The organism is Micromonospora sp. NPDC003241, from assembly GCF_053589795.1.
The window spans coordinates 56914-79971 of record NZ_JBSFSO010000031.1 but is presented as its reverse complement, the minus strand read 5'-3'; the positions used below and the strand labels follow the sequence as shown (position 1 = coordinate 79971).

The 23058-nt window shown below is 71.4% G+C and carries 21 protein-coding genes; 4 read left to right on the top strand and 17 right to left on the bottom strand.

Going from position 1 to position 23058, the window contains the following annotated elements:
* Positions 1-191 precede the first annotated feature (191 nt).
* On the top strand, positions 192-1043 hold the full coding sequence (gene pdxY, locus ACWDVW_RS22715) for a pyridoxal kinase PdxY (protein ID WP_350694592.1): 852 nt from the start codon (positions 192-194) through the stop codon (positions 1041-1043).
* A 12-nt stretch (positions 1044-1055) separates the two neighbouring features.
* Here pdxY and ACWDVW_RS22710 read toward each other — a convergent pair whose 3' ends face one another.
* Positions 1056-2285: a PucR family transcriptional regulator gene (locus tag ACWDVW_RS22710; RefSeq protein ID WP_396750731.1), complete on the bottom strand. Its 1230-nt coding sequence runs from the start codon at positions 2283-2285 to the stop codon at positions 1056-1058.
* Between the two features lie 155 nt (positions 2286-2440).
* On the opposite strand from ACWDVW_RS22710, the gene ACWDVW_RS22705 reads away from it, so the two are divergent.
* Positions 2441-3550 carry a DegT/DnrJ/EryC1/StrS family aminotransferase gene (locus ACWDVW_RS22705; RefSeq protein ID WP_449952136.1) on the top strand — a complete coding sequence of 370 codons (1110 nt, stop codon included), beginning with the start codon at positions 2441-2443 and terminating at the stop codon, positions 3548-3550.
* Positions 3551-3565: 15 nt separating this feature from the next.
* Here the strand turns inward: ACWDVW_RS22705 and ACWDVW_RS22700 are convergent, their stop codons facing one another.
* From ACWDVW_RS22700 to ACWDVW_RS22690, 3 genes are all read right to left on the bottom strand, one after another.
* Positions 3566-4282: a class I SAM-dependent DNA methyltransferase gene (locus ACWDVW_RS22700; RefSeq protein ID WP_449952133.1), complete on the bottom strand. Its 717-nt coding sequence runs from the start codon at positions 4280-4282 to the stop codon at positions 3566-3568.
* 225 nt (positions 4283-4507) lie between these two features.
* Positions 4508-4873, bottom strand: a complete 366-nt coding sequence (locus ACWDVW_RS22695; RefSeq protein ID WP_350694576.1) for a VOC family protein — start codon at positions 4871-4873, stop codon at positions 4508-4510.
* 274 nt (positions 4874-5147) lie between these two features.
* Positions 5148-5813, bottom strand: a complete 666-nt coding sequence (locus ACWDVW_RS22690; RefSeq protein ID WP_191088645.1) for a hypothetical protein — start codon at positions 5811-5813, stop codon at positions 5148-5150.
* A gap of 263 nt (positions 5814-6076) precedes the next feature.
* On the opposite strand from ACWDVW_RS22690, the gene ACWDVW_RS22685 reads away from it, so the two are divergent.
* Entirely contained in the window at positions 6077-7285 is a 1209-nt protein-coding gene (locus ACWDVW_RS22685; RefSeq protein ID WP_449952130.1) for a methyltransferase domain-containing protein, read from the top strand.
* Positions 7278-8702 (top strand): NDP-hexose 2,3-dehydratase family protein, encoded by a 1425-nt coding sequence (locus ACWDVW_RS22680; protein WP_449952128.1) that lies wholly within the window; start codon positions 7278-7280, stop codon positions 8700-8702. The genes ACWDVW_RS22685 and ACWDVW_RS22680 overlap by 8 nt, the downstream gene beginning before the upstream one ends.
* Positions 8703-8844: 142 nt before the next feature.
* On the opposite strand, the gene ACWDVW_RS22675 is transcribed toward ACWDVW_RS22680, so the two are convergent.
* The 13 genes from ACWDVW_RS22675 to ACWDVW_RS22615 all read right to left on the bottom strand — a co-directional run bounded on the left by ACWDVW_RS22675 (position 8845) and on the right by ACWDVW_RS22615 (position 22756).
* Positions 8845-9633, bottom strand: coding sequence for a response regulator transcription factor (locus ACWDVW_RS22675; protein ID WP_449952126.1), 789 nt, complete (start codon positions 9631-9633; stop codon positions 8845-8847).
* A complete protein-coding gene (locus ACWDVW_RS22670; protein WP_449952123.1) occupies positions 9630-10604 on the bottom strand; it encodes a DUF1702 family protein in 975 nt (324 codons plus the stop codon). Before ACWDVW_RS22670 ends, ACWDVW_RS22675 begins: the two co-directional genes overlap by 4 nt.
* A complete protein-coding gene (locus ACWDVW_RS22665; protein WP_449952121.1) occupies positions 10601-11797 on the bottom strand; it encodes a glycosyltransferase in 1197 nt (398 codons plus the stop codon). Before ACWDVW_RS22665 ends, ACWDVW_RS22670 begins: the two co-directional genes overlap by 4 nt.
* Before the next feature lie 58 nt (positions 11798-11855).
* On the bottom strand, positions 11856-13556 hold the full coding sequence (locus tag ACWDVW_RS22660) for an FAD-dependent oxidoreductase (protein WP_449952118.1): 1701 nt from the start codon (positions 13554-13556) through the stop codon (positions 11856-11858).
* 2 nt (positions 13557-13558) lie between these two features.
* Complete coding sequence (locus tag ACWDVW_RS22655) at positions 13559-14572, bottom strand: NAD-dependent epimerase/dehydratase family protein (RefSeq protein ID WP_449952116.1); 1014 nt, start codon at positions 14570-14572, stop codon at positions 13559-13561.
* On the bottom strand, positions 14569-15588 hold the full coding sequence (locus ACWDVW_RS22650; RefSeq protein ID WP_449952113.1) for a class I SAM-dependent methyltransferase: 1020 nt from the start codon (positions 15586-15588) through the stop codon (positions 14569-14571). The genes ACWDVW_RS22655 and ACWDVW_RS22650 overlap by 4 nt, the downstream gene beginning before the upstream one ends.
* 1 nt (position 15589) lies before the next feature.
* The gene (locus ACWDVW_RS22645; RefSeq protein WP_449952110.1) at positions 15590-16843 is read right to left on the bottom strand and encodes a beta-ketoacyl-[acyl-carrier-protein] synthase family protein; all 1254 of its coding nucleotides are present in this window, start codon (positions 16841-16843) and stop codon (positions 15590-15592) included.
* A gap of 9 nt (positions 16844-16852) precedes the next feature.
* Entirely contained in the window at positions 16853-17638 is a 786-nt protein-coding gene (gene fabG / locus ACWDVW_RS22640) for a 3-oxoacyl-ACP reductase FabG (protein WP_449952107.1), read from the bottom strand.
* A complete protein-coding gene (locus ACWDVW_RS22635; RefSeq protein ID WP_449952104.1) occupies positions 17635-18438 on the bottom strand; it encodes a beta-ketoacyl synthase chain length factor in 804 nt (267 codons plus the stop codon). Before ACWDVW_RS22635 ends, fabG begins: the two co-directional genes overlap by 4 nt.
* Positions 18435-19640, bottom strand: a complete 1206-nt coding sequence (locus tag ACWDVW_RS22630; protein WP_449952102.1) for a beta-ketoacyl-[acyl-carrier-protein] synthase family protein — start codon at positions 19638-19640, stop codon at positions 18435-18437. Before ACWDVW_RS22630 ends, ACWDVW_RS22635 begins: the two co-directional genes overlap by 4 nt.
* Positions 19637-19870, bottom strand: a complete 234-nt coding sequence (locus ACWDVW_RS22625) for an acyl carrier protein (protein ID WP_396750699.1) — start codon at positions 19868-19870, stop codon at positions 19637-19639. The genes ACWDVW_RS22630 and ACWDVW_RS22625 overlap by 4 nt, the downstream gene beginning before the upstream one ends.
* 73 nt (positions 19871-19943) lie before the next feature.
* Complete coding sequence (locus ACWDVW_RS22620) at positions 19944-20984, bottom strand: enediyne biosynthesis protein UnbU (RefSeq protein WP_449952099.1); 1041 nt, start codon at positions 20982-20984, stop codon at positions 19944-19946.
* The gene (locus tag ACWDVW_RS22615) at positions 20981-22756 is read right to left on the bottom strand and encodes a CRTAC1 family protein (RefSeq protein ID WP_449952096.1); all 1776 of its coding nucleotides are present in this window, start codon (positions 22754-22756) and stop codon (positions 20981-20983) included. Before ACWDVW_RS22615 ends, ACWDVW_RS22620 begins: the two co-directional genes overlap by 4 nt.
* Between the last annotated feature and the right edge of the window lie 302 nt (positions 22757-23058).

The following is a 23058-nucleotide window of genomic DNA, read 5'->3' as shown; positions in this document are numbered from 1 at the left end:
ACCTGTTCCTGCGTACCCCGGCTGACGTGGCCGCGGGTGAGTACACCTCGACGTTGACCCTGTCCCTGTTCGAGTAGGACCTCACCGGGTGGGGGCGGCCATACGGCGGCCCCCACCCGGTGCACGGCCGTGACCTGGCCGAAGGGCGACCCCTGCGGCGACGGGGGAGCGGTAGGCGCGATGATGGACGGGTGAAGATCCTGTCGATCCAGTCCTCGGTCGCCTACGGCCACGTCGGCAACTCGGCCGCCGTGTTCCCGCTGCAACGGCTCGGGCACGAGGTCTGGCCGGTGCTGACCGTGCACTTCTCCAACCACACCGGCTACGGCGCCTGGCGCGGACCGCTGCTCGCGCCCGCCGACGTCGCCGAGGTGATCGCCGGCATCGCCGACCGTGGGGTGCTCGGCGACGCCGACGCGATCCTCTCCGGTTACCAGGGCGACCCGGCGATGGGCGCGGTGATCCTCGACGCGGTGACCCTGGTCAAGACCGCCAACCCGGACGCCGTCTACTGCTGCGACCCGGTGATGGGCGACGTCGGCCGAGGCATGTTCGTCCGGCCCGGCATCCCCGAGTACCTGCGCGACGTGGTGGTGCCCCGAGCCGACATCGTCACCCCGAACCAGTTCGAGCTGGAGTTCCTCGCCGGCCGGTCGACGCACTCGCTCGACGACGTGCTGGCGGCGGTCGACGTGGTACGCGCCACCGGCCCCCGCCACGTCCTGGTCACCAGCGTGCTGCACGGCGACGCACCGCCCGACTCGCTGGAGGTGGTGGCCGTCTCCGACGAGGGCGCCTGGGCGGTGACCACGCCACTGCTGCCGATCAGCCCGAACGGCGGCGGCGACGTCACCGCCGCGCTCTATCTGGCGCACCTGCGCAGCACCGGATCGCCCGCGACGGCGCTGGAACGCACCACCGCCTCGATCTTCGCGGTGCTGGAGGCGACCCTGGCGGCCGGCACCCGCGAACTGCAACTGGTCGCCGCCCAGGAGGCGATCGCCGACCCGCCGGCCCGGTTCCCCGCCCGCCGGTTGCGGTGACCCCAGCGCCCGTCACTCCTCGCCGCCGTGCCGCTCCGCCAGCCGGGCCAGTTTCAGCGCCAGGTGCAGGCAGAGCCGCTCGCCGCCGTCCTTGAGGTCGGTGCCGGCGAGCTCCTCGATGCGTTGCAGCCGGTAGTAGAGCGTGGTCCGGTGCAGTCGCAGGTCGGCGGCGGTGGCGTGGGCGTTGCCGGCCCGGTCCAGGTAGTGCTCCAGAGTGGTCAGCAGCGTGCGGTGGCCCGGCGTGGACACCAGCCGGGCCAGCCCCGGGTGGACGTCGGCCACCGTGAGCTGCTGCTCGCCGAGCCGGGCCAGCACCCGGTAGACACCCAGGCCGGACCAGGCGACCACCCGGCCCAACGCCGGCAGTTGCGCACCGACCCGGGCGGCGTGCAGCGCCTCGACGTACGACTCGACGACGTCGGCCAGCCGTGGCCTGGTCCGGCCGACCCCGACCACCGTCCGCTCCACGGAACCCAGGCTGCGGGTCACCTGTTGCAGGTCGTCGTCGAGTTGCCGGGCGGCCACCTCCGGCGTCGGCCGGCCGGCGGCGGGTTCGGCCGGCAGCAGGAGCACCCCGTGGTCGTGCCGGACCAGGTGCAGCGCCTCCCGCGTACCGGCCCGACGGCGCGCGGCCACCAGCGACTGTTCCAGCGCGATCCGGGCCCGTTCGTCCGGCTGCCGTTCCTCGGGGGCGACGAGCCGGGCGACCAGCGCGGTCCGTGGCCCGTCGGCGTTGATCATCCCGGCCTCCAGCAGCGCCCGGACCGCCTGGTCGCGGCTGCCCGGACTGTCGGCGAGCAGGGTCCGGGCCGCCTCGGTCTCGCTCTGCGCGGCCAGCTCGCCGAGCAGGTTCTCCCGGTACAGCGCCAGCGACAGCTCCTTGAGCAGGCCGGTGGCCGCCAGGTCGACCTCGGTCATGGTCCCGTCGGGGTCGATGAACCAGACGAAACCGAGCAGCAGGTCGTGGTGACGCACCGGGACGCAGAGCCGGGGCAGCAGGTCCAGTTCCGGGCTGGCCGGTGTGCGTACCGCCCGGCGGGCGTCGGTGATGCCGAGGCCGCGCAGCCAGGCGATCACCTCCGGTGCGGTCTGCCGCCGCAGGATCGACGCGCGGCGGACCTCGTCCATCAGCCCGGTCTGTTCGCTGTAGACGACGACGCGTTGCCGCCGGTCCTCGATCAGTGCGGGACGGCCGACGTGGGCGGCGACCGCGTCGACGATGCGTTGCAACTCGCCCCGCACCGCACCCCCTCTCCCACGCCGTCCCGCCGGTTCCGGCGCACGGCATGATCGAATCTTGTCTACACCGGTGGAGAGCGTCGGGCCAGGCCCATTCGTTACGGATGCGTTTCCGCCCGCGCCCACCTCGACCGGTCGCGGCACTAGCCTTACCGACTATGAGCATCAACGTGTGGAGCTACCTCACCGAGTACGAGGCGGAACGCGAAGAGCTGCTCGAAGCGGTCGACAAGGTGTTCAGATCGGGTCAACTGGTGCTCGGGGCGAGCGTGCGGTCCTTCGAGACGGCGTTCGCCGCGAAGCATCAGCGCAGCCACTGCGTCGGCGTCGACAACGGCACGAACGCGCTGGTGTTGGCGCTGCGCAGCCTCGGTGTCGGGCCGGGGGACGAGGTGATCACCGTGTCGAACACGGCCGCCCCCACGGTCGTCGCGATCGACGCCGTCGGTGCGACCCCGACCTTCGTCGACGTACGACACGACACGCAACTGATGGACGTCGGGCAGGTGGCCGCCGCCGTCACCGAACGCACCCGCTGCATCCTTCCGGTGCACCTGTACGGCCAGTCGGTCGACATGCGGGCGGTGAGCCGGGTCGCCCAGGAGCGCGGGCTGGCCGTCCTGGAGGACTGCGCCCAGGCCCACGGGGCCCGTCAGGACGGCCGGATCGTCGGGTCGTTCGGTGACGCGGCGGCGTTCTCGTTCTATCCCACCAAGGTGCTCGGCGCGTACGGTGACGGCGGCGCCGTGGTCGTCGACGACGACCAGGTGGACGCCACCCTGCGGCGACTGCGGTACTACGGCATGGCGGAGCGTTACTACGTCGTCGAGACGCCCGGGTTCAACAGTCGTCTCGACGAGGTGCAGGCCGAGATCCTGCTCCGGAAGCTCTCGCGGCTGGACCAGTACGTCTCGGCCCGGCGCGCGATCGCGGCCACCTACGACGAGGCGTTCGCCGGAACGGACCTCGGACTACCGACCGTGGTGCCCGGGAACGAGCACGTCTACTACCTGTACGTGGTGCGGCACCCCGCCCGCGACGAGATCATCCGGCAGATGAAGGAGGCCGGGATCATGCTGAACGTCAGCTATCCGTGGCCGGTGCACACCATGAGCGGGTTCAGGCACCTGGGACAGGAGGTCGGCTCGCTGCCGGTCACCGAACGACTGGCGAACGAGGTCTTCTCGTTGCCGATGTACCCGACGCTGTCGGCGTCGGACCAGGCCCGCGTGATCGACGAGCTGCGGGCCGTCCTGTCCCGGCTGTGAACACCACCGGTCAGCTCACTGGTCGGCTCGCTCGAAGACCGAGATGACGAGCGGGCTGTCCGACTCGACCGGGGTCCGCTCCCAGTCGCACCAGCGCTCACGCAACCGCAGCCCGGCCAGCCGAGCCATCAGGTCGAGCTCCGCGGGTGACACCCCACGGCCGTCGAACGGGACGACACGCATCAGGTTCTCGCCGTAGATGATCTCGCGGATGTGGAACTGCTGCGACAGCGGGTCGACCTGGTAGGCCCAGAGCACGGTGGCGTTCTCGCCCAGGTGCGCGGGCATCACCCCGAAGTCGCCGGGTGCGCGGGCGAAGGTCTCCAGCACCAGCAGACCGTCGTCGGTCAGCATCTCGGCGGCGTTCAGGACGCACTGCGTCTGTGCGTCCTGGGTGGTCAGCAGCAGGAAGGTGTTGTCGAGACACGCGACGAGCCGGTACCGGCCGTCGACCGCGATCTGCGGGAGTTCGCTGAGCGCGGTGTGCACCGAGTCGCCGCCGGGCTTGCCGGCCAGGGTCTTCAGCATCGCCGTCGAACTGTCCACACCGGTCACGGCGAGCCCGCGAGCGGCGAGGGGGATGGCGACCCGGCCGGTACCGACGCCCAGTTCGAGGACGGGCCCGCCCTCGGCCAGATCGGCGAGGGTCGTCACCATCGAGTCGGGCGCTTCGGCGCCGTAGACGAAGTCGAAGAGTTCGGCGTAGCCCTCTCCGTACGTTTCTGCTGCCATGTCGGCTCCTGCCAATGAGGGGTCGGGATTGGAATGCCCCGTGCACACATCAGCACACCCGACGGACCCTCCACAAGAGGCTGACACCGATCAGCCGGAAACCACGCGGGGCACCCGGAACCCGATCCGTCGTGCGATCAGTTCCAGGTGCCCCGACCTGGTGAAACTGCCGGACGCGACGTCCAGCCACCATTCACACCCGTCAACGGGTGTCGTGCTGTGGTCCTATTCCGCCGGCGGCTCGTACTTCGGGTTCTCCCACACGAAGTTGACCTTGTTGCCGGCCGGGTCCACGATGTCGACCAGCTTGATGAAGTCGAAGTCCTGGATCTCGCCGGTGGGTACGCCCGCACTCGCGAGGCTGGCGACATGGGCGTCGATGTCGTCCACACCGATCACGATGTTGGTCTTGCCGGTGGTCTCCGGATCCAGCGAGACCTGGATCCACGCGTTCTCCGCGATCTGCCACTCCGCGACGCCCTCCTGGGGCTCGACGTCGGGGTCGCGCCCGATCCACTGCTTGTACCAGGCGACAGCGGCGGCGTGATCGGAGACCGGCAGAACCGCCGTGACACTCTTCAGGTTCGGCACGTTGGGCTGTCCCTTCAGTTGATTGCTCGTCAATTCTTACGCCGCGCAAGACGGTAGGCGAAGGTGTACGTTAGCAGCGTTTCATACATTTCGCCTGGGTCGCCGGACGACAATGTCGCGTGTCGCGACCGCGTGCAAACGCACACTGTCGACAGTGTCCGTACCGGTCGGACCGGCGATCTCGTGCCCGTGGCAGTGGGTGACCGCGAGCGCCGCCGCACCCGAGTACGGGGGTGCGGCGGCAGCGTCGAGCGAACCTCTGCCCGGTGTCGGGTCAGTCCGTGACCACCCGGCGCAGGGCGGTCTCGGTGAACACCTTGATGGCGACGACCTCGTTGTCGGCGTTCGCCATCGGAACGAGGCCCTCCTGGAAGTAGGAGAAGCCGATCGGCGGTACCTTGTTGACCGTCGCGAACATGTGCGCCGCGTCCGGGTTGTGCAGCGTACCGATCGGCGTCTCGACGGCCAGGAAGATCATCTGGTGGCTGCGCACCGTGTCACCGGCGGCGAAGTCGATCCCGAGCGGGATCTCCAGACGGCCGACCGACGGCGGCAGGTTGACGTCGAACGACCGCCCGACGCCGAGGGCCACCTTCTGCCCGGGGAACAGCACCTGACTGGTCGCCTCGGCCCGGTAGGACTTGATCTCGAGGTCGAGCCGGAGGGCGCCGTTGAGCGTGAGCACCGGGTCGTGGAGCTGGATGACGCAGGGCGACTCCGGGAACTCGAAACGCTCCCGCGGCATCGTCGTGTCGTTGGGGTCCTTGCCGGCGACGACCTCGATCGTGGTCTGTGCGATCGCGTGGTAGCCGCGGCTGCCGTCGGCGAAGGTGCGCCGAGGCGTCATGACCTCGAGCACCTGGCCGGCGCGGCCGCGCAGGGCGGCGGCCGGGTCGGCGATCTCGCTGGGGAGATCGCGGTCGAGCTCTTCGAGGAGCATGTCACCGATTTTGATCATCTCTTCGACCTTTCGTGCGAGTCGTCTTGACGGGTGTGATTGCTTCCGGTCGGCGGTTCGCTCGTAATCGCAACCCTAGGAGCGCATCGCGGAGCCGGGCACCGGCGAATCACGCCAGTCGATCCGACAGGCACGCCAGAAAACGTGGCGCACCTGGGACGCCGACCGGCGCGGCTGTGACTCGGTCGGGGTGATCCACGACGGGCGCCAGGCTGAGCCGGTGGTCAGCGCCTAGCATCCGCTACATGCCTTGCAGAGCCTGTGGCGACGCGGTGACGCAGTTCCTGGATCTGGGCCGGCAACCGCTGTCCGACGCATTCCGAATCCCCGACGATCCCTCCGAAGAGTTCTGGCTCCACCTCAGGGCCGTGGTGTGCCACGGTTGTCACGTCGTCCAACTCGCCGATCCGGTCCCGGTCGAGCGGATGTTCCACGAGGAGTATCCGTTCCGCACCTCGTCGTCGCGGCGCATGGCGTCCCATTTCGCCGCGACCGCCGAACGCCTCGTCGCGGGGTTGACCTCCCCGGATCCCTTCGTCGTCGAGATCGGCAGCAACGACGGCACCATGCTCGCCACCATCGCCGATCGCGGCATCCGACACCTCGGCGTCGACCCGGCCGCCAACATGGTGGACGAAGCGGTGGCCCGCCGGGTCAACGCCCGGGCGGAATGGTTCGACGCCGCCACCGCCGGCCGGATACGCGACGAGTTCGGCCCCGCCGACGTGGTGTACGCGGCGAACACGATGTGCCACATACCCGACCTGCGCGGTGTCTTCACGGGCCTGGAGACGTTGCTGGCCACAGACGGTGTCGTCGTCTTCGAGGATCCCTATCTCGGCGACGTGTTGCGTCTCGGCTCGTTCGACCAGATCTACGACGAGCACTTCTATCTCTTCTCGGCCACCTCGGTCGCGCGCATCGCCGAGTCGCACGGGTTCGCGTTGGTGGACGTCGAGCACCTCGGGGTCCACGGTGGAGAGCTGCGCTACACGCTCGCCCGGGACGGGCGGACCCCCGCGCCCGCCGTCGGCGCGCTGATCGCCGCCGAGGAGCGGGACGGGACGCACGACCTGCCTCGGCTGGAGGCGTTCGCGGCCGGCGTCGCCGACCGCCGGGAGCAGCTCCGGGACGTACTCGTGGCGGAGCGGAAGGCCGGCCGGAGCGTCGCGGGGTACGCCGCGACCGCGAAGAGCGCCACGGTCCTGAACTACTGCGGCATCGGGCCGGAACTGCTCCCCGTCGTCTACGACACCACGCCGGAGAAGCAGGGCCGCACGACTCCCGGCTCCCGCATCCCGGTCGAGCCGTTCCCGCAGGATCTCGCCGACTACCCGGACACCTTCCTGCTCTTCGCCTGGAACCACGCCGACGAGATCGTCGCCAAGGAGCAGGAGTTCGTCGACCGGGGCGGCCGGTGGATCCGTTACGTGCCGGAGGTGCGGGTTGGTTGACCGTCGGGTGGCCACCCCGTCGCATCTCGTCGAGTCGCGTGCAGATCCGTCGCTGCTCGACGAGATACGACAGTGGCGAGAGGCGATGGGCCGCACCCGGTACGCGCGGCCGTCGAGACTTCCGCTCGATGCCGTACCGGGCTGGAACACCGGCGTCGGGGAGGCGGCGCTCACGCATCGCAGCGGCCGGTTCTTCGCTGTTCGAGGGCACCGCGTGCGTACCGAGGACGGGCGGCACTCGTGGATGCAGCCGATGGTCGACCAGCCGGAGATCGGCCTGCTGGCGATCGCGGTGACACCGTCGGACCGGGGCTACGCGGCGCTCGTACAGGCGAAGGCCGAGCCCGGCAACATCAACGGCATCCAACTGTCGCCGACCGTGCAGGCGACCCGGAGCAACCGGGAGCGGGTGCACGGCGGCCGACCGGTGCCGTATCTCGAACTCTTCGATCCCGCGACGGCCGACGTCCTCGTCGACTCGCGGCAGTCCGAGCACGGCGGCGTCTTCTGGCGGAAGCGGAACCGGGTGATGATCGTCCGGACACCGCGCTTCGAGCCGGGTGTCGGCTTCCGCTGGATCGAGCTCGCCGACCTGCTGGCGTTGCTCCACGACGACGACCTCGTGCACGCCGACACCCGTGCCGTCCTGGGCTGCGCGCCGTGGACGCTGCCCGGTGAGTTCGCCGTGTCCGGGGCGCGGTTGCCGGTCCTGCCCCGGACGCTGGCCGGTGCCGCCAGGTGCGACGTCCGGCCGCTGGCGCGTTGGCTCTCGGCCGAACGCGCCCGGCAGTCGTCCGTCTCCGTCCGTGTCGCCCTGCCGGACCTTCAGGGCTGGCGCCGGAGCGCCGACGCGCTCCGGCGCGACGACGGTACGGGTTTCGAGGTCGTCGCCGTCAGCGTCGACGCGGCCGGACGCGAGGTCGACCAGTGGTGCCAGCCGATGGTCCGCCCGGTCGGTCTCGGTGTGGTGGGCCTCGCCGTCGCCGACCGCGACGGTGAACTCCACCTGCTCATGCAGGCCCGTCCCGAGCCCGGCCTCGTGGACGACGTGGAGTTGGGCCCGACCGTGCAGATCGCGGGCGGCGAGGCGCCACGATCCGGCGCGGAGGCGGAGCTGCTGACCCTCCTGCTCGACAGCCCGGCGGAGGCGGTCCTGTTCGACGCGGTCCTCTCCGACGAGGGCGGACGCTTCCTGCACAGTCGCTGCCGGCATCTCGTCACGGTGGTCGACCACCACGACGCCCCGCCGGGCTTCCGGTGGTGCCCGGTCAGCGAGGTGATCGCCATGCTGGTGCACAGCCATCAGGTCAACATGCAGGCGCGCAGCGCGTTGGTGTGCCTGGTCGGCGCGGTGGCGGGGGAGTCGCTGTCGCGCCCGACCCCGCTGCGGCGCCCGGCCGCGCGGACCGCCGCCTGACGCCGCGGAGCGGCTGACCGCCCGCACGTTCGGCTCGGCGGCGGTGCGGCCCCTTCGCCCGCAGGGCCGGCCACGGCACGGCTCGGCCTGCCCACGGCGCTCGGCCACGATGTGGACGTCGGCCTCCGCGATCAGCCGGGCGTCACCGGCGGCTCGGGGCCGCCGCCACGGTCGCGGGAGGCTGCCGGTCCACACGGTGTGCGGTGTCGGCCAGGACCGCCCGGGGCGCGGTGCCGTTGCGGACGGCGGACCGGCCGTCGTCCGCCGCCCGCTGCCGCATGGCGTCCATGGAGCCGTCGAGGAGGCCGTGCCGCGCGGCGACCACCACGGCCTCGTGCCGGTTCGACACGCCGAGCGTGCGGTACAGCTCCTGGAGGTGCCGGAACATCGCCCGGGTCGAGAAGTTCTCGTGGCTGGCGAGGCGTTCGACACTCCATCCGCTGGCGAGTGCCGCGAGGCGCAGCACGTCGGACTCGTCCACCGACAGGTCCGCCTCGGTCCGTCCGGGGCGGCTGAGCAGGTCGACGGCGACCGCCCTGGGCAGCCGGACGGCACCGGCCCAGGTCGCTTCGAGCGCGGCCACGATCTCGTCCGGCGACGCCGCATAGTCGACGACACCCCAGGCGCCGGCGTCGAGCGCGCGCCGGTAGTCGTCGGCGGCGGGGTCCACCAGCAGGGCGAGCAGTGCCACCGCGTCGTCGTGTGCCCGTAGCGCCGCGAGCACCTCGATGTCGGACTCACTGCGGACGGAGAGCAGCACCGCGAGGCGGTACTCGGTCGGGTGGGCCGCATGACGAAAACGCCGGATCCAGGCGTAGCAGTCGCCCGGCTCGGCCGTCTCGTAGCCGGCGTTGTCGAGCTCGCGTGCGATGCCCTGCCGGTAGGCCGGGATCGGATCGCGGATGGCGCAGACGTGCCGTGGCTTGCTCATGCCGGTCGTCCGGGGAGCGGGAGTTCGGTGCGGAGCCGTCGCTGCCACGCCACGTAGCCGCCGTCGATGCTGGCGTCGCGTTCGGGTGGTTGCAGGCACCGGTCGGTGACCGTGGTGACCCAGTCGGCACTGGACCCGTCGAGCTGGTCGAGGAAGCTCTCGAAGCTGCGGGGTGACGCTTCCCGGCGCGCGGTCAGGCCGAACGCCAGCCCCTGGAAGTAGGCGCGTCGCTCGGACTCCTGATCCGAGGGTGCCTCCGGGACGCACCGCATCCGGCGCATCCCGGCGAACGCGGTCGCCAGGCCGAGACCGGCGTACAACTCCGGTCTCGACTGCGGGGACAGCCGTGCGCACTGGTCCCGGATAACGTCCGGGCGACCACCGGCGACGAACCAGAGCGCCCGACCGTGACCCTGCAACCAGAGCGTCTCGTACTCCGTTTCGGGGAAGGGGCAGGGCACGTCGAAACGCGGTGGCTTCGCCTTGAGGAAGCACGTCGCGAACGCCATTCCGTCGATGCCGAGGCCGGTGAAGAGACCGTCCTGACGCCAGAGCGGACTGCGTCTCATCGCGCGCGCGGCGAAGGGCCGCACGGCGTACCACCATCCCCAGCCGGCGAAGATCAGATACCGGTGGCCGGGCAGCGTGGCGAGCAGGTGGTGATGCGCGGTACGGGCCCGGCCCGGGTACAGCGCTCCCGCCGCGGCGAGCGCCATCGCGGCACCCTCGACATAGAAGGGCGCCAGGTAGTCGTCCGCCATGCCGTCGAGCCGAGCGCGCACCGCCGCCGGATCGTACGTGCGCAGCGTGTCGTTGAAGCCGTACGCGAACTCGCGGCTGATCGCGCGGACGAGATCGCCCACGGCGGCGTCGACCGGCGTGAACAGCGCGAGCCGACGGTCCAGCCGCTCGTCGGTGAGTGCCATCCGGGCCGCGACGCGCGACCGTACCCGTTCGCCGGTGCCGGTCATCGGCGCGCGTTCTCGGCGTGGACCCGCTCGATGAACCCGACCGCCGCGTCGTCGATCGGCGGCACCGTCAGCGTCCGGGCCTGCAACCGGCGGGCCGCCCGCCGGTACGCCGGATCGCCGAGGACGGTGGTGGTCGCCGCCGCCACGTCCTCCGGGGTGAAACTCGTCCAGTCCAACTGCACGCCCATGCCGTGCTGCGTGAACCGCTCGGCGATCTCGAACGCGTCGAAGAGCAGCGGCACCGCGACGACGGGCACACCGTTGACGATCGCCTGGCGGGCGGTGGCCGGGCCGGCGTGGGTGAGCAGCATGTCGATGGAGCGCATGAGCAGCGCCTGCGGCACCCACTCGACGACGCGGACGTTGTCGGGTACCGGGACGCCTTCGATGATCTCCTTACCGTGCCAGTCCAGCCCCTTGCCCGTGGAGACGATGACGTTCGCGTCGACGGCGCCCATGCCGGCGATCACCTTGGCCAGCGGCGGCCCGTAGGAGGGGATCGTCGAGGCCGCCGTGCCGAAACTGGCGTAGACCAGCGGGCGCCCGTCGTCGACCAGGTCACCGATCCACTCCGGCAGCACCTCGCCGCGCCGGACGCCGTCCACCCGGACGGTGAACACGTTGGGCAGGTCGAGCTCTTCCGGCGCGAAGCTGGGGGACAGCATGTTGAGGTGTCCGTAGGCGTACTGCCGCAGGCCGTCCGGGTCCGGCGGCAGTCCGAACTGCTTACGGCGGCGGTCGAGCGCGGCGACGACGCCCTTGCCGAGCATCATCCCGTTGAAGTCGAGGACACCGACGGTGACGTGCGGCAGCCCGGCCCGCTCGGCGGCGAGGTATCCGCCGAGTTCGCCGGTGTCGCGCAGCACGACGTCGGGATTCCAGTCCGCGATCGCTCTGGCGACGTCCTCGCCCATCGCGACACACGCCTCTCCGCAGAACAGCTCGGCCATGAAGTTCTGCGTGAAGTCCTCCATCTCCTCGGGGAGGACGTCACCGTCGAGGCTGTCGAGGAAGTCGCCGACCCAGTCCGGACCGGCGGTGATGTGCTCGATGCCGAGCGCCTCGACGGTGGCGGCGAAGCGCGCCGACACGGCGATGGCGACGTCGTGCCCGCACCGCTTCGCGGCCTCGGCGACGGGGATCATTTCCAGCAGGTGGTCGTGGGCCGGCAGACTGCAGAACAGCAACCTCATGGCGAGTCGTTCCTCCGTGGTGAGTGGTGCCGTGGGCGGTGGGTGGAGACGGGGCTCGTCATCGGCCGGCTCCGCCGCCCGCGAGACGAACGACGGCGAGATGCGCGGATTCCATGGCGCCGTCGAGGAAGGGATGGTCGATGACGTCGACACCGGCGACGGCGATCCGTCCGACACCGTCGGCGAGCCGGCGTTTGGCCTCGGTCGCGGCGCTGCCGTCGCCGGGGCGGTCACGCGAGGTGGCGTACCGCGCATAGCCGTGCGGCCAGACCTCGACGCGGACGTCCACGATGTCGCGGTCGGCCACGAAACCACCGGGTGCGAGCGCCTCCGCCAGCAGACTCCGCAGTTCGGCGGCCATCTCCCGGCGTGCCGTGGCAGCGCGTAGCCGTCGACGCCCGGCGGCCGCACCGGCGGCGGGCGCGGTACCGGCCTCGGTGAGCGCGCCGAGCGCGGTCGCGGTCGTGGGATCGTCGGGCGACGCGGACGGTGCGCAGGCGCCGATGGTGACCGGGAACTCCAGCCCGGCGATCTGCCAGGTGGGGTGGCCGGGCCAGGAGAGCCGGGAGATGCCGAGCGACTGCCAGGCACGCCAGTTCCGCACCGCGACGGAGGCCGACACGATCGGGTACCGGCCGAGGCAGGCGGCGGTGGCCCGCTGATCCGGCCCGAGTTCCGGGACGAGCCGCGCCGTGGCGTGGGCGGGGGCGGCGACGACGGCGGCGCGGGCCCGGTACGTGGTCGTGGCTCCACCGGCCGCCGTCACCTCGACCAGGACCGTGTCGGGATCGTCGTGGCGCAGCGCGGTGGCCGTGGCGTTCAGGCGGATCCGCACCTGGTTGTCCGGCCGGTCCAGCGCGTCGACGGACATCTCGGCGGTCAGCCGGTCGTCGACGGTGTCGGCGTCGAACAGGTCGGGGACCAGGTGATGGGCGAGGGCCCGGGCGACGGTGGCGTTGCCGTCCGGGAACCGGAAGATCGGCGGGTCCAGGTGGGGGAAGAATCTCGCGCCGGTCCGGGTCAGCCCGTCCCACGGGTCGCCGCCGGGGCGGACACCGATCCCGTCCAGGCCCAGGTATCCGATCAGCGCGGCGTCCAGGGCGGGATGCTGGTCGAACGTCATGCCCGACTGCGCGGACGTGCTGTACCGCAGGAACCGGTGGGTGTCCTCGTCGAGCGCGGCGAAGTCGCGAAGCACCTCGTCACAGCTACGCCCGCGGAGGGCGGCGAGCTTCTCGTCGTCGGTCCTGCCGGCCAGCCAGTCGGTGGGTTCGTCGACGAGCGCGGCGACCTCCGGCCTGGCCCGTGGCGCGATCGGCGCGTCGGCGAAGTCGGCGGCGGCCGACGGGCCGTGGGCGACCAGGTGGCTTCGCCCCCAGATCGACGCGGCGAAGGCGAAGCCGTGCCCTTCGGCGCCCCGGTCGGTGTAGTGCGCCGCCACGGTGTCGGAGTGGAAGCGGTCGACGTCGACGCCGACGGTGGACAGGGCGGATCGTACGGCGGGGGCGAAGGCGGAGGGGAAGGTCAGTTCCTGTGCGCCGCCCGGCGAGACGAGTCGGTGGCCGTCGACGTCGAAGGTGTGCTGGATCGCGGGTCCGCCGATCCGTGGACCGGCCTCGACGATCAGCACCCGCGCGTCCCGGTCGACGTCGGTGATCCAGTAGAAGGCGGCCGACAGTCCGGCGACGCCACCACCGACGACGATCAGGTCGACGTCGCGTGTGGGGTCGGTCGGCGACCCGGCGTCCGTGTTCGTCATGGTCAGCCTCCTGCTCGCGGCGCGACGACGGTCAGCGGCCGACCCGACGGGTCGAGAGTCCACCGGAGGCCGGCCGAGAACGTGCCCGGCTCCCGCTGCTCGGCCCACTGGTCGCCGACGAGGGTGGCGAGGTCGGACCGGTGCGGTGTCCAGTCGAGCACCGCGCGGGCCGGACCCAGGTCGCAGGCGGGTCGGTCGTCGACGTCGGCGCGTACCGGCAGATGTCGGCGCGGCACCCGCCGCCGGGTGACGCGTTCCACGGCCGCGATGACGGCGTCGATCGTGGACAACCGGCCGCTGCCGATCTCGACGGCCCGGTAGCCCGCCACCGGTCGGCGGGCGGCGCAGACGACCGCCCGCGCGGCGTCGAGGACGTGCAGGTAGTCGCGGCCCGACGACCCGTCGCCGTAGACGTCGAACGGCCGGTTCTCGTCGGCGGCCCGAAGCGCCGCCGCGACGATGCCCCGGTCGGTCGGCGTGCGCGGCCCGCCGAGGGCGTTGAACCGCAACGAGACACCCCAGCCGTACGCCTCGACGAGGCCCTCGGCGATCAGCTTCGACTCGGCATAGGCGGCCCGGTCGGAGTGCCGTCTGGTGTCCGCCGGGCCCAGGCCGTTGACCATCGCGGTCGACGCGAACACGACCCGGCATCCGCTGGTGGCGGCGACGGCGTCGAGGAGCAGGCGCGTCGCGTCGACGTTGCACCGCGCGTAGGTGAGGTCGGTACGTCGGCCGGGCTGCAACGGCGTGGCGGCGGCGAGATGGCAGACGGCGTCGACCTCGGCCACCGCCCTGCGCAACGCCCGACCCGTTCCCGCCCCCGCCACGCCGAGTTCCCGCCCGGGGAAGGTGGTGACGTGGTCACCGAGTGCGGCGAACCCCTCGGCGACCCACCTGCCGAGCACACCCGTCGCCCCGGTGACCAGGACCCGCACCGGACGCGCGGCGGCCTCCGCCTGGACGGCCGGTACGCGACCGAGGCCATCCGGCGTCCGCAGCGCCCCCCGTCCGTTCACCGCACGGCCTCGGCGGCGGCGACGGCCACCATCACCAGTTCGGGGCCGGCGGTGTTGACCTGGATCTCCGCGTCGATCCCGGCGGCGTCGAAGTACGCCTGCCAGGCGGCCGCCGGATAGAAGCGGCTTCCCCGCCGGCCGGCGTCGGCGGGCATCGGCAGGAGGTTGAAGATGAACTCCTGGTGCACGAGGTCGCCGGTGGCGCAGAGCGACTCGCTGAGCACCAGCGCGCCGCCGGGGCGGACCAGTGACCGGAGGTGGCGCAGAGTCGACGGGATGTCGGCGGCCACGTGCAGCGCGTTGACGGCGAGCACGACGTCGTGGCTTCCCGGAGCCAGGCCCTGGTCGTCGGCGAGGTCGAAGTCGAACCGGCGGAACTCCAGGCGTACGTGGGGCGGGGTGTTCCCGCTGTGCCTGCGGCGGGCGCCGACCAGGAGGCTGGCGCTCATGTCGGTGACGGTGTAGTCGTAGGCGCCGCGCAGGTCGTCGGGCCACTGTGCCAGCAGGTGCGCGGTCGCACCGCCGGTGCCGGCGCCCACCTCGAGGATCCGGGTGCCGCCACCGGTCCGCAGGGTGTGGCTGACCGCCGCACCGGCGGCGGCGTTGAGCGGCCGGTACAGCAGGTTGTCGGACTGGAAGTAGCCGTGCCACAGCCGCATGCCCGGACCGGCGAGCAGGATCTTGCGGCCGGAGAAGGTGCCGTCCAGGAACCGGGGGTACGCGCCGGCGGCGTGGCGCAGCAGGTCGACCGTTGGCGCGTGGGCGTCCGTCGACGGGGCCGCCACCGGCGCGGGCCGGGGGAGTGTCCGGCGGTCGGCGGCCCGGCGTAGCCAGTCGACGCAGTGCCGCCGATGGTCGTCGGTGGGGTCCACCGTCTCGGGATCGAGCGTGTCCAGGATCGACTGCGCGAGGTCGCCGGTCACCTGCCACGCGTCGGCGCACGCGTCGAGGTACGCCTCGTCCACGTAGGCGTCGACGTGGCCGGTCTGGGTCTGGGTCTGCGTCTGGTCGGGCATGTCAGATCGACTCCAGGACGATCGCACCGTAGAACCCGCCGAAACCGACGGCGGACTTGACGGCGTACCGGATGTGTCTCGACTCCCAGGCGGTGGGGAGGTCGAGGCCGTGGGCGGACCCGGCGCCGGGCGTCCCGGGTACCCGCCGCTCCGCCATCGCCTTGAGCAGCAGGGCCGTCTCCAGCAGCGACGACCCGCCGAGGTTGTGCCCGACGTACGGCTTGAGCGGGAGGCACACCGGTTGCCGGTCTCGGTCCGGCCAGAGTCGCCGGATCGTCCTGGCCTCGTAGGTGTCGATCATCCGGATCCCGGTGCCGTGCGGCACGACCACGTCGACGTGCTCCGGGTCGAGGGCCGCCTCGCGCAGCGCCCGCCGGATGGACCGCTCCTGGTTGGCGCTCGCGGGGTTGGGCGCGCTGACCCGCCACCCGTCCTGCGTGAACCCGGCACCGCGCAGGCGACCGTAGATCCGGGCACCACGGCGTCGGGCGTGCTCCTCGTCCTCCAGGACGACCGCGGCGCCGCCGTCGCCGAAGACGGTGCCGGAGGCCGCCGGGTCGAACGGCCGGGGGACACCGTCCGTCGCGTAGAGGTGCATGTCGGCGAACCACCGGAACTTGCCCGAGCTGAGCGGGTCGTCGGAGGCCACCGCGATGGCCAGTGGGGTGCGGCCCAGCCGGATCTGGGTGGCGGCGTTGTCGATCGCGGTGAGGCCGGACGCGCACGCGGAGTTGACGAAGCCGCACTCGCCGCCGATGTGCAGCGCGCGAGCGACGAGGTAGGGCGCGAGGAACGTGTTCAGCGCGAAGATCTGCTCCGACAGGTCGGTGTAGTCGGCCTGCGCCGTGGCCTCGTCCGCCACCGCCCCGTACAGCGTCCGGGCCAGACGCTCGACGCCCGGGTGCTCGTCGGCCACCACCAGCCCGACCTCCCGCAGGTCGAGGTCGGAGAAGGACCGCAGACCGGCGTCGTCGATGGCGAGCCCGGCCGCGGCGACCAGGTGTTTGATGTCGCGTTGCCGGTCGATGCCCTCGCGTTCGAGTTGGGCGCCGTCGACGTACGTCTCGGTGACGTCCGCGAGGCGGTAGTCCGGGGCCATGAAGACCTTGAACTTGCCGTCCTCCGGACGCGCGGAGGGCAGCTCGACCAGCTCGGCGCAGGGCGGGTCGGTCTCGATGGTCCGCCAGGTCTGCTCGATGCCGATGCCACCGGCGCTGACGACGCCGAGTCCCGTGATCACCACTGGCCTGGTCATCCGCGCCTCCTATGCGGTCAGCCCACCGTCGACCACGAAGGTCTGCCCGGTGATGTATCGAGCGCCGTCCGAGACGAGAAAGCTCACCAGCGGGGCGATGTCCTCCGGCTCCGCGAAGCGCCGCAGCGGGATCCGGCTCAGATAGGCGCGCTTGACGGCGGACGGCAGGTCGGCGGTCATGGCGGACTCCACCAGACCCGGCGCGACGCCGTTGATGGTGACGCCGAACTGCCCGAACTCGCGGGTCAACGCACGGATCATCGCCTCCATGCCGCCCTTGCTCGCGCCGTAATTCGCCTGGCCCGCCACGCCGGCCCGCCCGGAGACGGACGAGATCAGGATGATCCGGCCGAACCCGGCGCGGACCATGTCCGCCCCGGCCAGCCGGACGAACTGCATCGCGCCCCGCAGATTGGTGTCGAGGACGTCGGCCCAGTCCTCGTCGGCCATCTGCAACAGCGGCCGGTCGCGTCGGATCCCGGCGCAGTAGACGAGGACGCCCGGCGGCCCGAGCGCTTCGACGAAGCGTTCGTAGGTCGCGCGGACGGCGCTCGGGCTCCGCGTGTCGCACCGGCTGCCGACGCTGTCCAGGCCCGCCTTGTCGGCGTGGGCCAGCAGCTCGCGCATCGCCTCCTCGTTCGCGTGGCAGGTGAGCGCGAGACGGTGGCCGGCGTCGACGAGGGTGGTGGCCACCGCTCGCCCGATGTCGCCGCTGGCGCCGACGAGGAACGTGGTCGCCCGCGTCGTCCGGCCCACGGTCGTCGCGTCCGTCTCGACCGCCGGTGGGGCCGTCATCGCGCGACCGCCCCGGCCGCGACCGCGTCCGAGACACCGACGACTCCGTCCGCCGTGCCCGCGACGTCCCCCGCCGTGCCTGCCGCGACGGGCTGCGGGGCGAACGTGTTCGCGAACCCGACCAGGGCCGCCACACCGCCACCGTCGCCCCCCTCGGGCGGGCCCGGCCGCGCCGCCGCCGGTCCCGCCGCGACGCCGGCCCGGTGCAACTGCGCGGTCAGCGGCGCCAGGTGACTGTCCCCGAGGGCGGCCGGGTCCGTGCTGAGAGCGATGAAGGCGGCGACGGTGCCGGTGCCGCCGTCCGAGAGCCGCTGCGACTCGAAGCCGCCGACGAACACGATGTCGGCGCTGCCGTCGACGAGCAGCGCGCGGGCCGTGTCGAGCGCCGACCACACCGAGTCGGTACCCGCGCTCACCACCACGCTCGGGCCACGGCACTGGGCGGCGATCGCCGCGTTGCCGGCGGCGGCGTTGTGCACGGTCATCGGGAAGAGCGCCGGGTTGACGAGGTGGTCACCCCGGCGGATCGACTCGTCGAGGAACGCGTCGATGTCCGGGCCCGCGCCGGTCTCGGTGCCGAGGGCGATGCCGCGACGTTCGGGGGCGGGCAGCTCGGCTCCGGCACGGTCGAGCCACGTCTGCAGGGCCTGGACCACGACGGCGGAACGCGCCGACCGGTATCGGCGGACGAGGGCGGGCAGGTCGGCCGACGGCGCCGGGGCAGCGGTGAGCGGTGCGAACCGGCCGAGGTCGAAGGTGGCGGCGACCGCCGCCGTGGCACAGTGGATCTCGTTCGTCATGCGGTGGCCTCCTCGTACGCGGGCCGCCGTAGGCCGACACAGGTGTTGTTGCCGCCGAAGGCGAACGCGTTGTTCAGCACCAGGTCGATCCGGGACGCGTCGTCCTGACCGCCGGTCGCCGGCCGGACACCGAGCGAGGTGCCGGCGTCGTCGAGACCCCACTGCGGGATCGTCCGCTGGTGCGCGAGCACGAGCGCGCAGGCGACCGCCTCGATCGCGCTGGCGGCGCCGAGGGAGTGCCCGATGAGTGCCTTGATGGAGCTGATCGGCGGGTGGAACCCGGTGAATACCTTGCGGTAGGCGGCCGCTTCGGCGGCGTCGTTCTGCGGTGTGCCGGTGCCGTGGGCGCAGACGTACGCGACGTCGGAGGGGTCCGCGCCGGCTATCGCGGATCGCATCGCCCGGGCCACACCGTCGCCGGACAGGTCCGGTGCCGCCGGGTGCTTCGCGTCGCACGTGAGGCCGTAACCGGTGATCGTCGCGCGCACCGGTACGCCACGGGCGGCGGCGTGCGCGGCCGACTCCACGACCAGGACGGCGGCGCCCTCGCCGAGCAGCAGTCCGTCCCGCGCGTCGCTGAACGGGCGACAGCGCTCCTGCGCCATGCCGCGCATCCGCGAGAAGCCGGTGAAGGCCATCCGCGAGAGCGCCTCGGCCCCGCCGCACACCACGACGTCGGCGGAGCCGTCGGCGACGAGCTGTGCGGCACGGATCAGCGCCATGTTGCCGGCGGCGCACGCCGTGACGAACAGCTCCACCGGTACCGACCCGCCGAGGTGCCGCGCGATCCGGGTACGCAGTGACCCGTCCACGTCCAGCGACCCCGGCCGACCGGCACCGCTGCGTACGACCTCGCGCCGTGCCCGCTCGTGATCGGCGACGTCCCCGACGGTCGTCCCGACCAGCACGCGGTCCGGCCGGACGTCGCCGAGCCGGGCATCGGCGATCGCCTGGTCCAGCGCCGCGAGCGCGAACGTGGCCGTGCGGTCGCCGTCGAGCCGGTCGGTGTCGACGGTGTCGAAGCCGGTTGTCCAGGGCCCGATCTCGCCCGCGACGTGGTTCGGCAGGTCGTCGGTCGGGAACAGCGACACCGTACGGAATCGGGGTGTGCCCTGTTGCAGGCCCTGCCAGAAGTTCGTGGCACCGATGCCGGCGGCGCTGACGACGCCGAGACCGGTGACCACGGGTGTCCTGGCGGTCATGCGGCCGCCAGGGAATCGGCGAACTCGACGACCTCGTTGATGGTGTCCAGTTGTGGGGTCTGGTTCTCCGGCAGGATCTTGCCGAGGTGTTGTTCGACGTGGGCGATCAGTTCGAGGCGACCCAGCGAGTCGACCCCCAGTTCAGCGAAGGACGTGTCGAGGCCGATCTCGTCGGGCTCGGCCATGACCAACATCGCGACCGTCTCTCGAAGTGTCTCTGCGAGTTCCACTGTTTCTCCTTTCGGCCCGCCCACCAGCGCGTGAACGCCAGGACCAGGTGTCGACGAACGCACTCGGGATCCGCTACGTCGCGTGGTTCGTGGCGATCTTCGGCGCGCCTCCATCCATGCGGTATTCGGCGGACGTGGTACGGGACGCGCGCCGCGCCGTGATCCACAGACCGGCGCCGCGGCAGGCACTGACGATCGTGAGCGCGAAGAAGACGCCGAAGGCCACGTGGAAGAGCATCAGCACGCCGTAGACCGCGGCGACCGAGAGGCCGAACGTGATCTGGCCGGACGTGGACCTCGGCGTCGTCCCAGGGTCGGTGATCATGTAAAGCGTGAAGAGCAGCAGCGCCATCCCGGTGAGCGGGGACATCGCGGCGGGGAAGGAGGTGTCGTCGGTGAACACCGCGCGGATCGCCGCCTGGGCGGTGAAGCCACCGATCCACGCGAAGATCAGCGGGAGCTTGCCGGTGAAGATGAAGTTGATGAACAGGCCCAGGCAGGCGAGGAAGGCGGGGAGTGCGATGTCGCCGAAGTGACCGAGGTTCTCGGTGAACTGGTACGGCGGCGCGATGCTGACGGTGCTGGCGTACAGCACCAGCATCACCGTGATGCCGAAGTTCGAGGGGTTGAAGAAGTGCTTGTCGCCCTTCCCGGTCCGGACCCGGAAGATGTACTTGCTGCTGATCGTGACGACCGCGGCGACGACGAACAGGTCGAGACGGTCGCTGATGAACAGCAGCATCGCCAGCGCGAATCCGCTGATATGCGCCGGCAGGAGGAAGTTCACCAGCGACAGGACGCGCTCGCGTCGGGTGGGCGCCTCGGTACGCGCCAGGTACGCCGGCCGCCTCGCATCCCGCCGGGCCACGAGCGTCTCGAGCGCGATCTCGGTGACGTAGCACATCAGGACCACGAGGATCATCTGCGCGATGGTCTGCTCGAAGCCGAGGAACAGGTGGCCGACGATGTTGAGGACCATGATCGCGACGGCGAACCGACGCAGCGCCGCGAGTCGCAGCTTCGCCGGGTCGGTGGGCCGCATCTTCGCGGGCAGGTCCCGAAGCCGGGTACGGGGTGGCGCCGTCGGCGTGGGGAGCGTCAACGTCCCGGTCATGGCAGCACCACCGTGTGCCAGCCGCGACCCACCCGCACCTCGGCGTTCTGCACCGTCCCGGTGGCGTCTCGCCAGGTCAGTGCCACGGTGTTCGTGTCACCCGCGTCGTCGCCGAGGCCGAAGTGGACGTCGGTGCTGCTCTGCCCGCTGTGCCCGTTGCCGCCGTCGACATAGGAGCGGAACGACGCCCCGCTCGGCGTGGTGACGGTGGCCGTGGCACCCATGGCGGCCGCGCCCCGCACCTCGTGCGTGGCCCGGAGACCCGCGAGCACCTGCGGCGTACCCGTCGAGGTGCGCTCGGTGCTCCGCAGGATCCGCAGGCCGACGAACCCGTCGCAGCCGTCGCAGTCGTTCACGACCAGCCGGGCGTCCGCCCACTGGTTCGCCTCGATCCAGTCCAGGTCGCCGTCGCCGTCGATGTCGGCCAGTGCGATGCCCCGCATCACGCCCCCATCGTCAAGGCCGGAGGATTCCGCGACGTTCGCGTACCGGCCGTCGTCTGTCGGTGTCATGACGACCCGAGGCGCCGCACCGCTGATGTCCGCGTCCCTCAGGTCGGGCCAGGCGCGGGGGTTGGCGATCAACGTGTCGTTGGAGAGTGCGAGTTCCTGGATCTCCGGCCACCGGTTCACCGGGCCGCGCACGAAGCCGGTCGCCTGCAGCAGCTCGACCCGTCCGTCGTTGTCGAGGTCACCGACCTTGTTGTCCCAGGAGAAGGCGGTGCGGGCGAGCCCGAGGGCCTCGGCACCCGGCCGGAAGGTGGGTACGCCGTCGTCCTTCACGCCGTCGCCGAGGAAGAGCAGTTGGCTCTCGAACAGGCCGTACTCGTGGGTGATGTTGCTGACGTAGACGTCGTACTCGTTGTCCCGGTCGACGTCGGCGATCGTGACGCCCATGCCCTTGAAGGAATCCCGGCCGATCATCGTCGACCGGGGGTTGAGCAGTCCCTTGTTACCGCCGTCGACGTTCTCGAACTTCAGTTCGCCGTCGACCGACCGGTTGACGAAGAAGCGGTCGGGGCCGAAGTCGTTGGCGACGTACAGCTCCGGCAACGCGTCGCCGTTCATGTCGGCGGCGGCCACCGCCAACGTCCAGCCCCGCGAGTGATCGTCGGAGAAGGCGTCCGCGACGAGCTCGTACGAGACGGCGGGGAATCCGCCCCGGCCGAGAAGCACGTAGTTCTTCCCGCCGTTCATCGCGCGGGACAGTGAGTCGTTCATGTCGACTCTCTTCGGCGACCCGGTGTCGAGGAGTTGGGCGCCGTCGGCGAAGTAGTTGCCGATGAAGATGTCCATGACGCCGTCGCCGTTGAGGTCGCTGAAGACCGCGGTGTTCGTGTACCAGTCGAGGTCGGCGCCCCCGTCGAGCACCTCGTGCGGCGCGAACGTCATGCTGCCCGAGTTCAGATAGGCGACCGGTCCGCGTCCCCAGAAATAGACCAGGGCGTCCGTCCAGCCGTTCCCGTCCAGGTCGGCGAGTCGACAGCCCATCGGGGCCTGGGTGTCCCTGTCGTAGGCGAGCCGCTGTCCGGCGGGGCCCGGTGCGATCCCGTTCTGGTCGAGCAGCGTCACCACGGGACTGCTGGTCTTCGTGGTCCGGTCGATCTGGTGCACGCTGACGGAATCCGATCGTGGGTCGACCAGACAGACCTCGTTGGCGTACGCGTCACCGTCGAGATCGGCGACGGCGGCGCCGGCGCCGACGGAGCTGATCCACGGCGCGATGTGGTCGACGGAGGAATTGACCTGGCGGACCATCCGGACTGGATCCACGGCCGGCTGAATAGCAGTGACACTGAGGGCAAAGGGTTCGGCGCTCGCCGAACTCGGGGCGGACGGGACGACGAATCCCAGCGTTATCGCGACGAGAGGAACCGCGACAAGTGCCGCTTGGTACATCGGTCGTCCCTGGAAACCTATCGGCATCGCACTCCCAGTTCTCAAGTGCCAGCCCACCTGCAGCGAGAAACCGGAGGAACTGCTGGCGTCGCGTTCGCTTGAGCGGAAGACAACGGTGGCGTCCTGGACGCGAAAAGCGACCACCGCAGCCATGACAATCAACCTTGACGGGACCG

Excerpts from the sequence above, each read along its gene's own strand:
- ACWDVW_RS22705 (WP_449952136.1), top strand. The coding sequence starts at position 2,441 with ATGAGCATCAACGTGTGGAGCTACCTCACCGAGTACGAGGCGGAACGC.
- ACWDVW_RS22700 (WP_449952133.1), bottom strand. The coding sequence starts at position 4,282 with ATGGCAGCAGAAACGTACGGAGAGGGCTACGCCGAACTCTTCGACTTC.
- ACWDVW_RS22690 (WP_191088645.1), bottom strand. The coding sequence starts at position 5,813 with ATGCTCCTCGAAGAGCTCGACCGCGATCTCCCCAGCGAGATCGCCGAC.
- ACWDVW_RS22685 (WP_449952130.1), top strand. The coding sequence starts at position 6,077 with ATGCCTTGCAGAGCCTGTGGCGACGCGGTGACGCAGTTCCTGGATCTG.
- ACWDVW_RS22675 (WP_449952126.1), bottom strand. The coding sequence starts at position 9,633 with ATGAGCAAGCCACGGCACGTCTGCGCCATCCGCGATCCGATCCCGGCC.
- ACWDVW_RS22670 (WP_449952123.1), bottom strand. The coding sequence starts at position 10,604 with ATGACCGGCACCGGCGAACGGGTACGGTCGCGCGTCGCGGCCCGGATG.
- ACWDVW_RS22665 (WP_449952121.1), bottom strand. The coding sequence starts at position 11,797 with ATGAGGTTGCTGTTCTGCAGTCTGCCGGCCCACGACCACCTGCTGGAA.
- ACWDVW_RS22660 (WP_449952118.1), bottom strand. The coding sequence starts at position 13,556 with ATGACGAACACGGACGCCGGGTCGCCGACCGACCCCACACGCGACGTC.
- ACWDVW_RS22650 (WP_449952113.1), bottom strand. The coding sequence starts at position 15,588 with ATGCCCGACCAGACGCAGACCCAGACCCAGACCGGCCACGTCGACGCC.
- ACWDVW_RS22645 (WP_449952110.1), bottom strand. The coding sequence starts at position 16,843 with ATGACCAGGCCAGTGGTGATCACGGGACTCGGCGTCGTCAGCGCCGGT.
- fabG (WP_449952107.1), bottom strand. The coding sequence starts at position 17,638 with ATGACGGCCCCACCGGCGGTCGAGACGGACGCGACGACCGTGGGCCGG.
- ACWDVW_RS22635 (WP_449952104.1), bottom strand. The coding sequence starts at position 18,438 with ATGACGAACGAGATCCACTGTGCCACGGCGGCGGTCGCCGCCACCTTC.
- ACWDVW_RS22630 (WP_449952102.1), bottom strand. The coding sequence starts at position 19,640 with ATGACCGCCAGGACACCCGTGGTCACCGGTCTCGGCGTCGTCAGCGCC.
- ACWDVW_RS22620 (WP_449952099.1), bottom strand. The coding sequence starts at position 20,984 with ATGACCGGGACGTTGACGCTCCCCACGCCGACGGCGCCACCCCGTACC.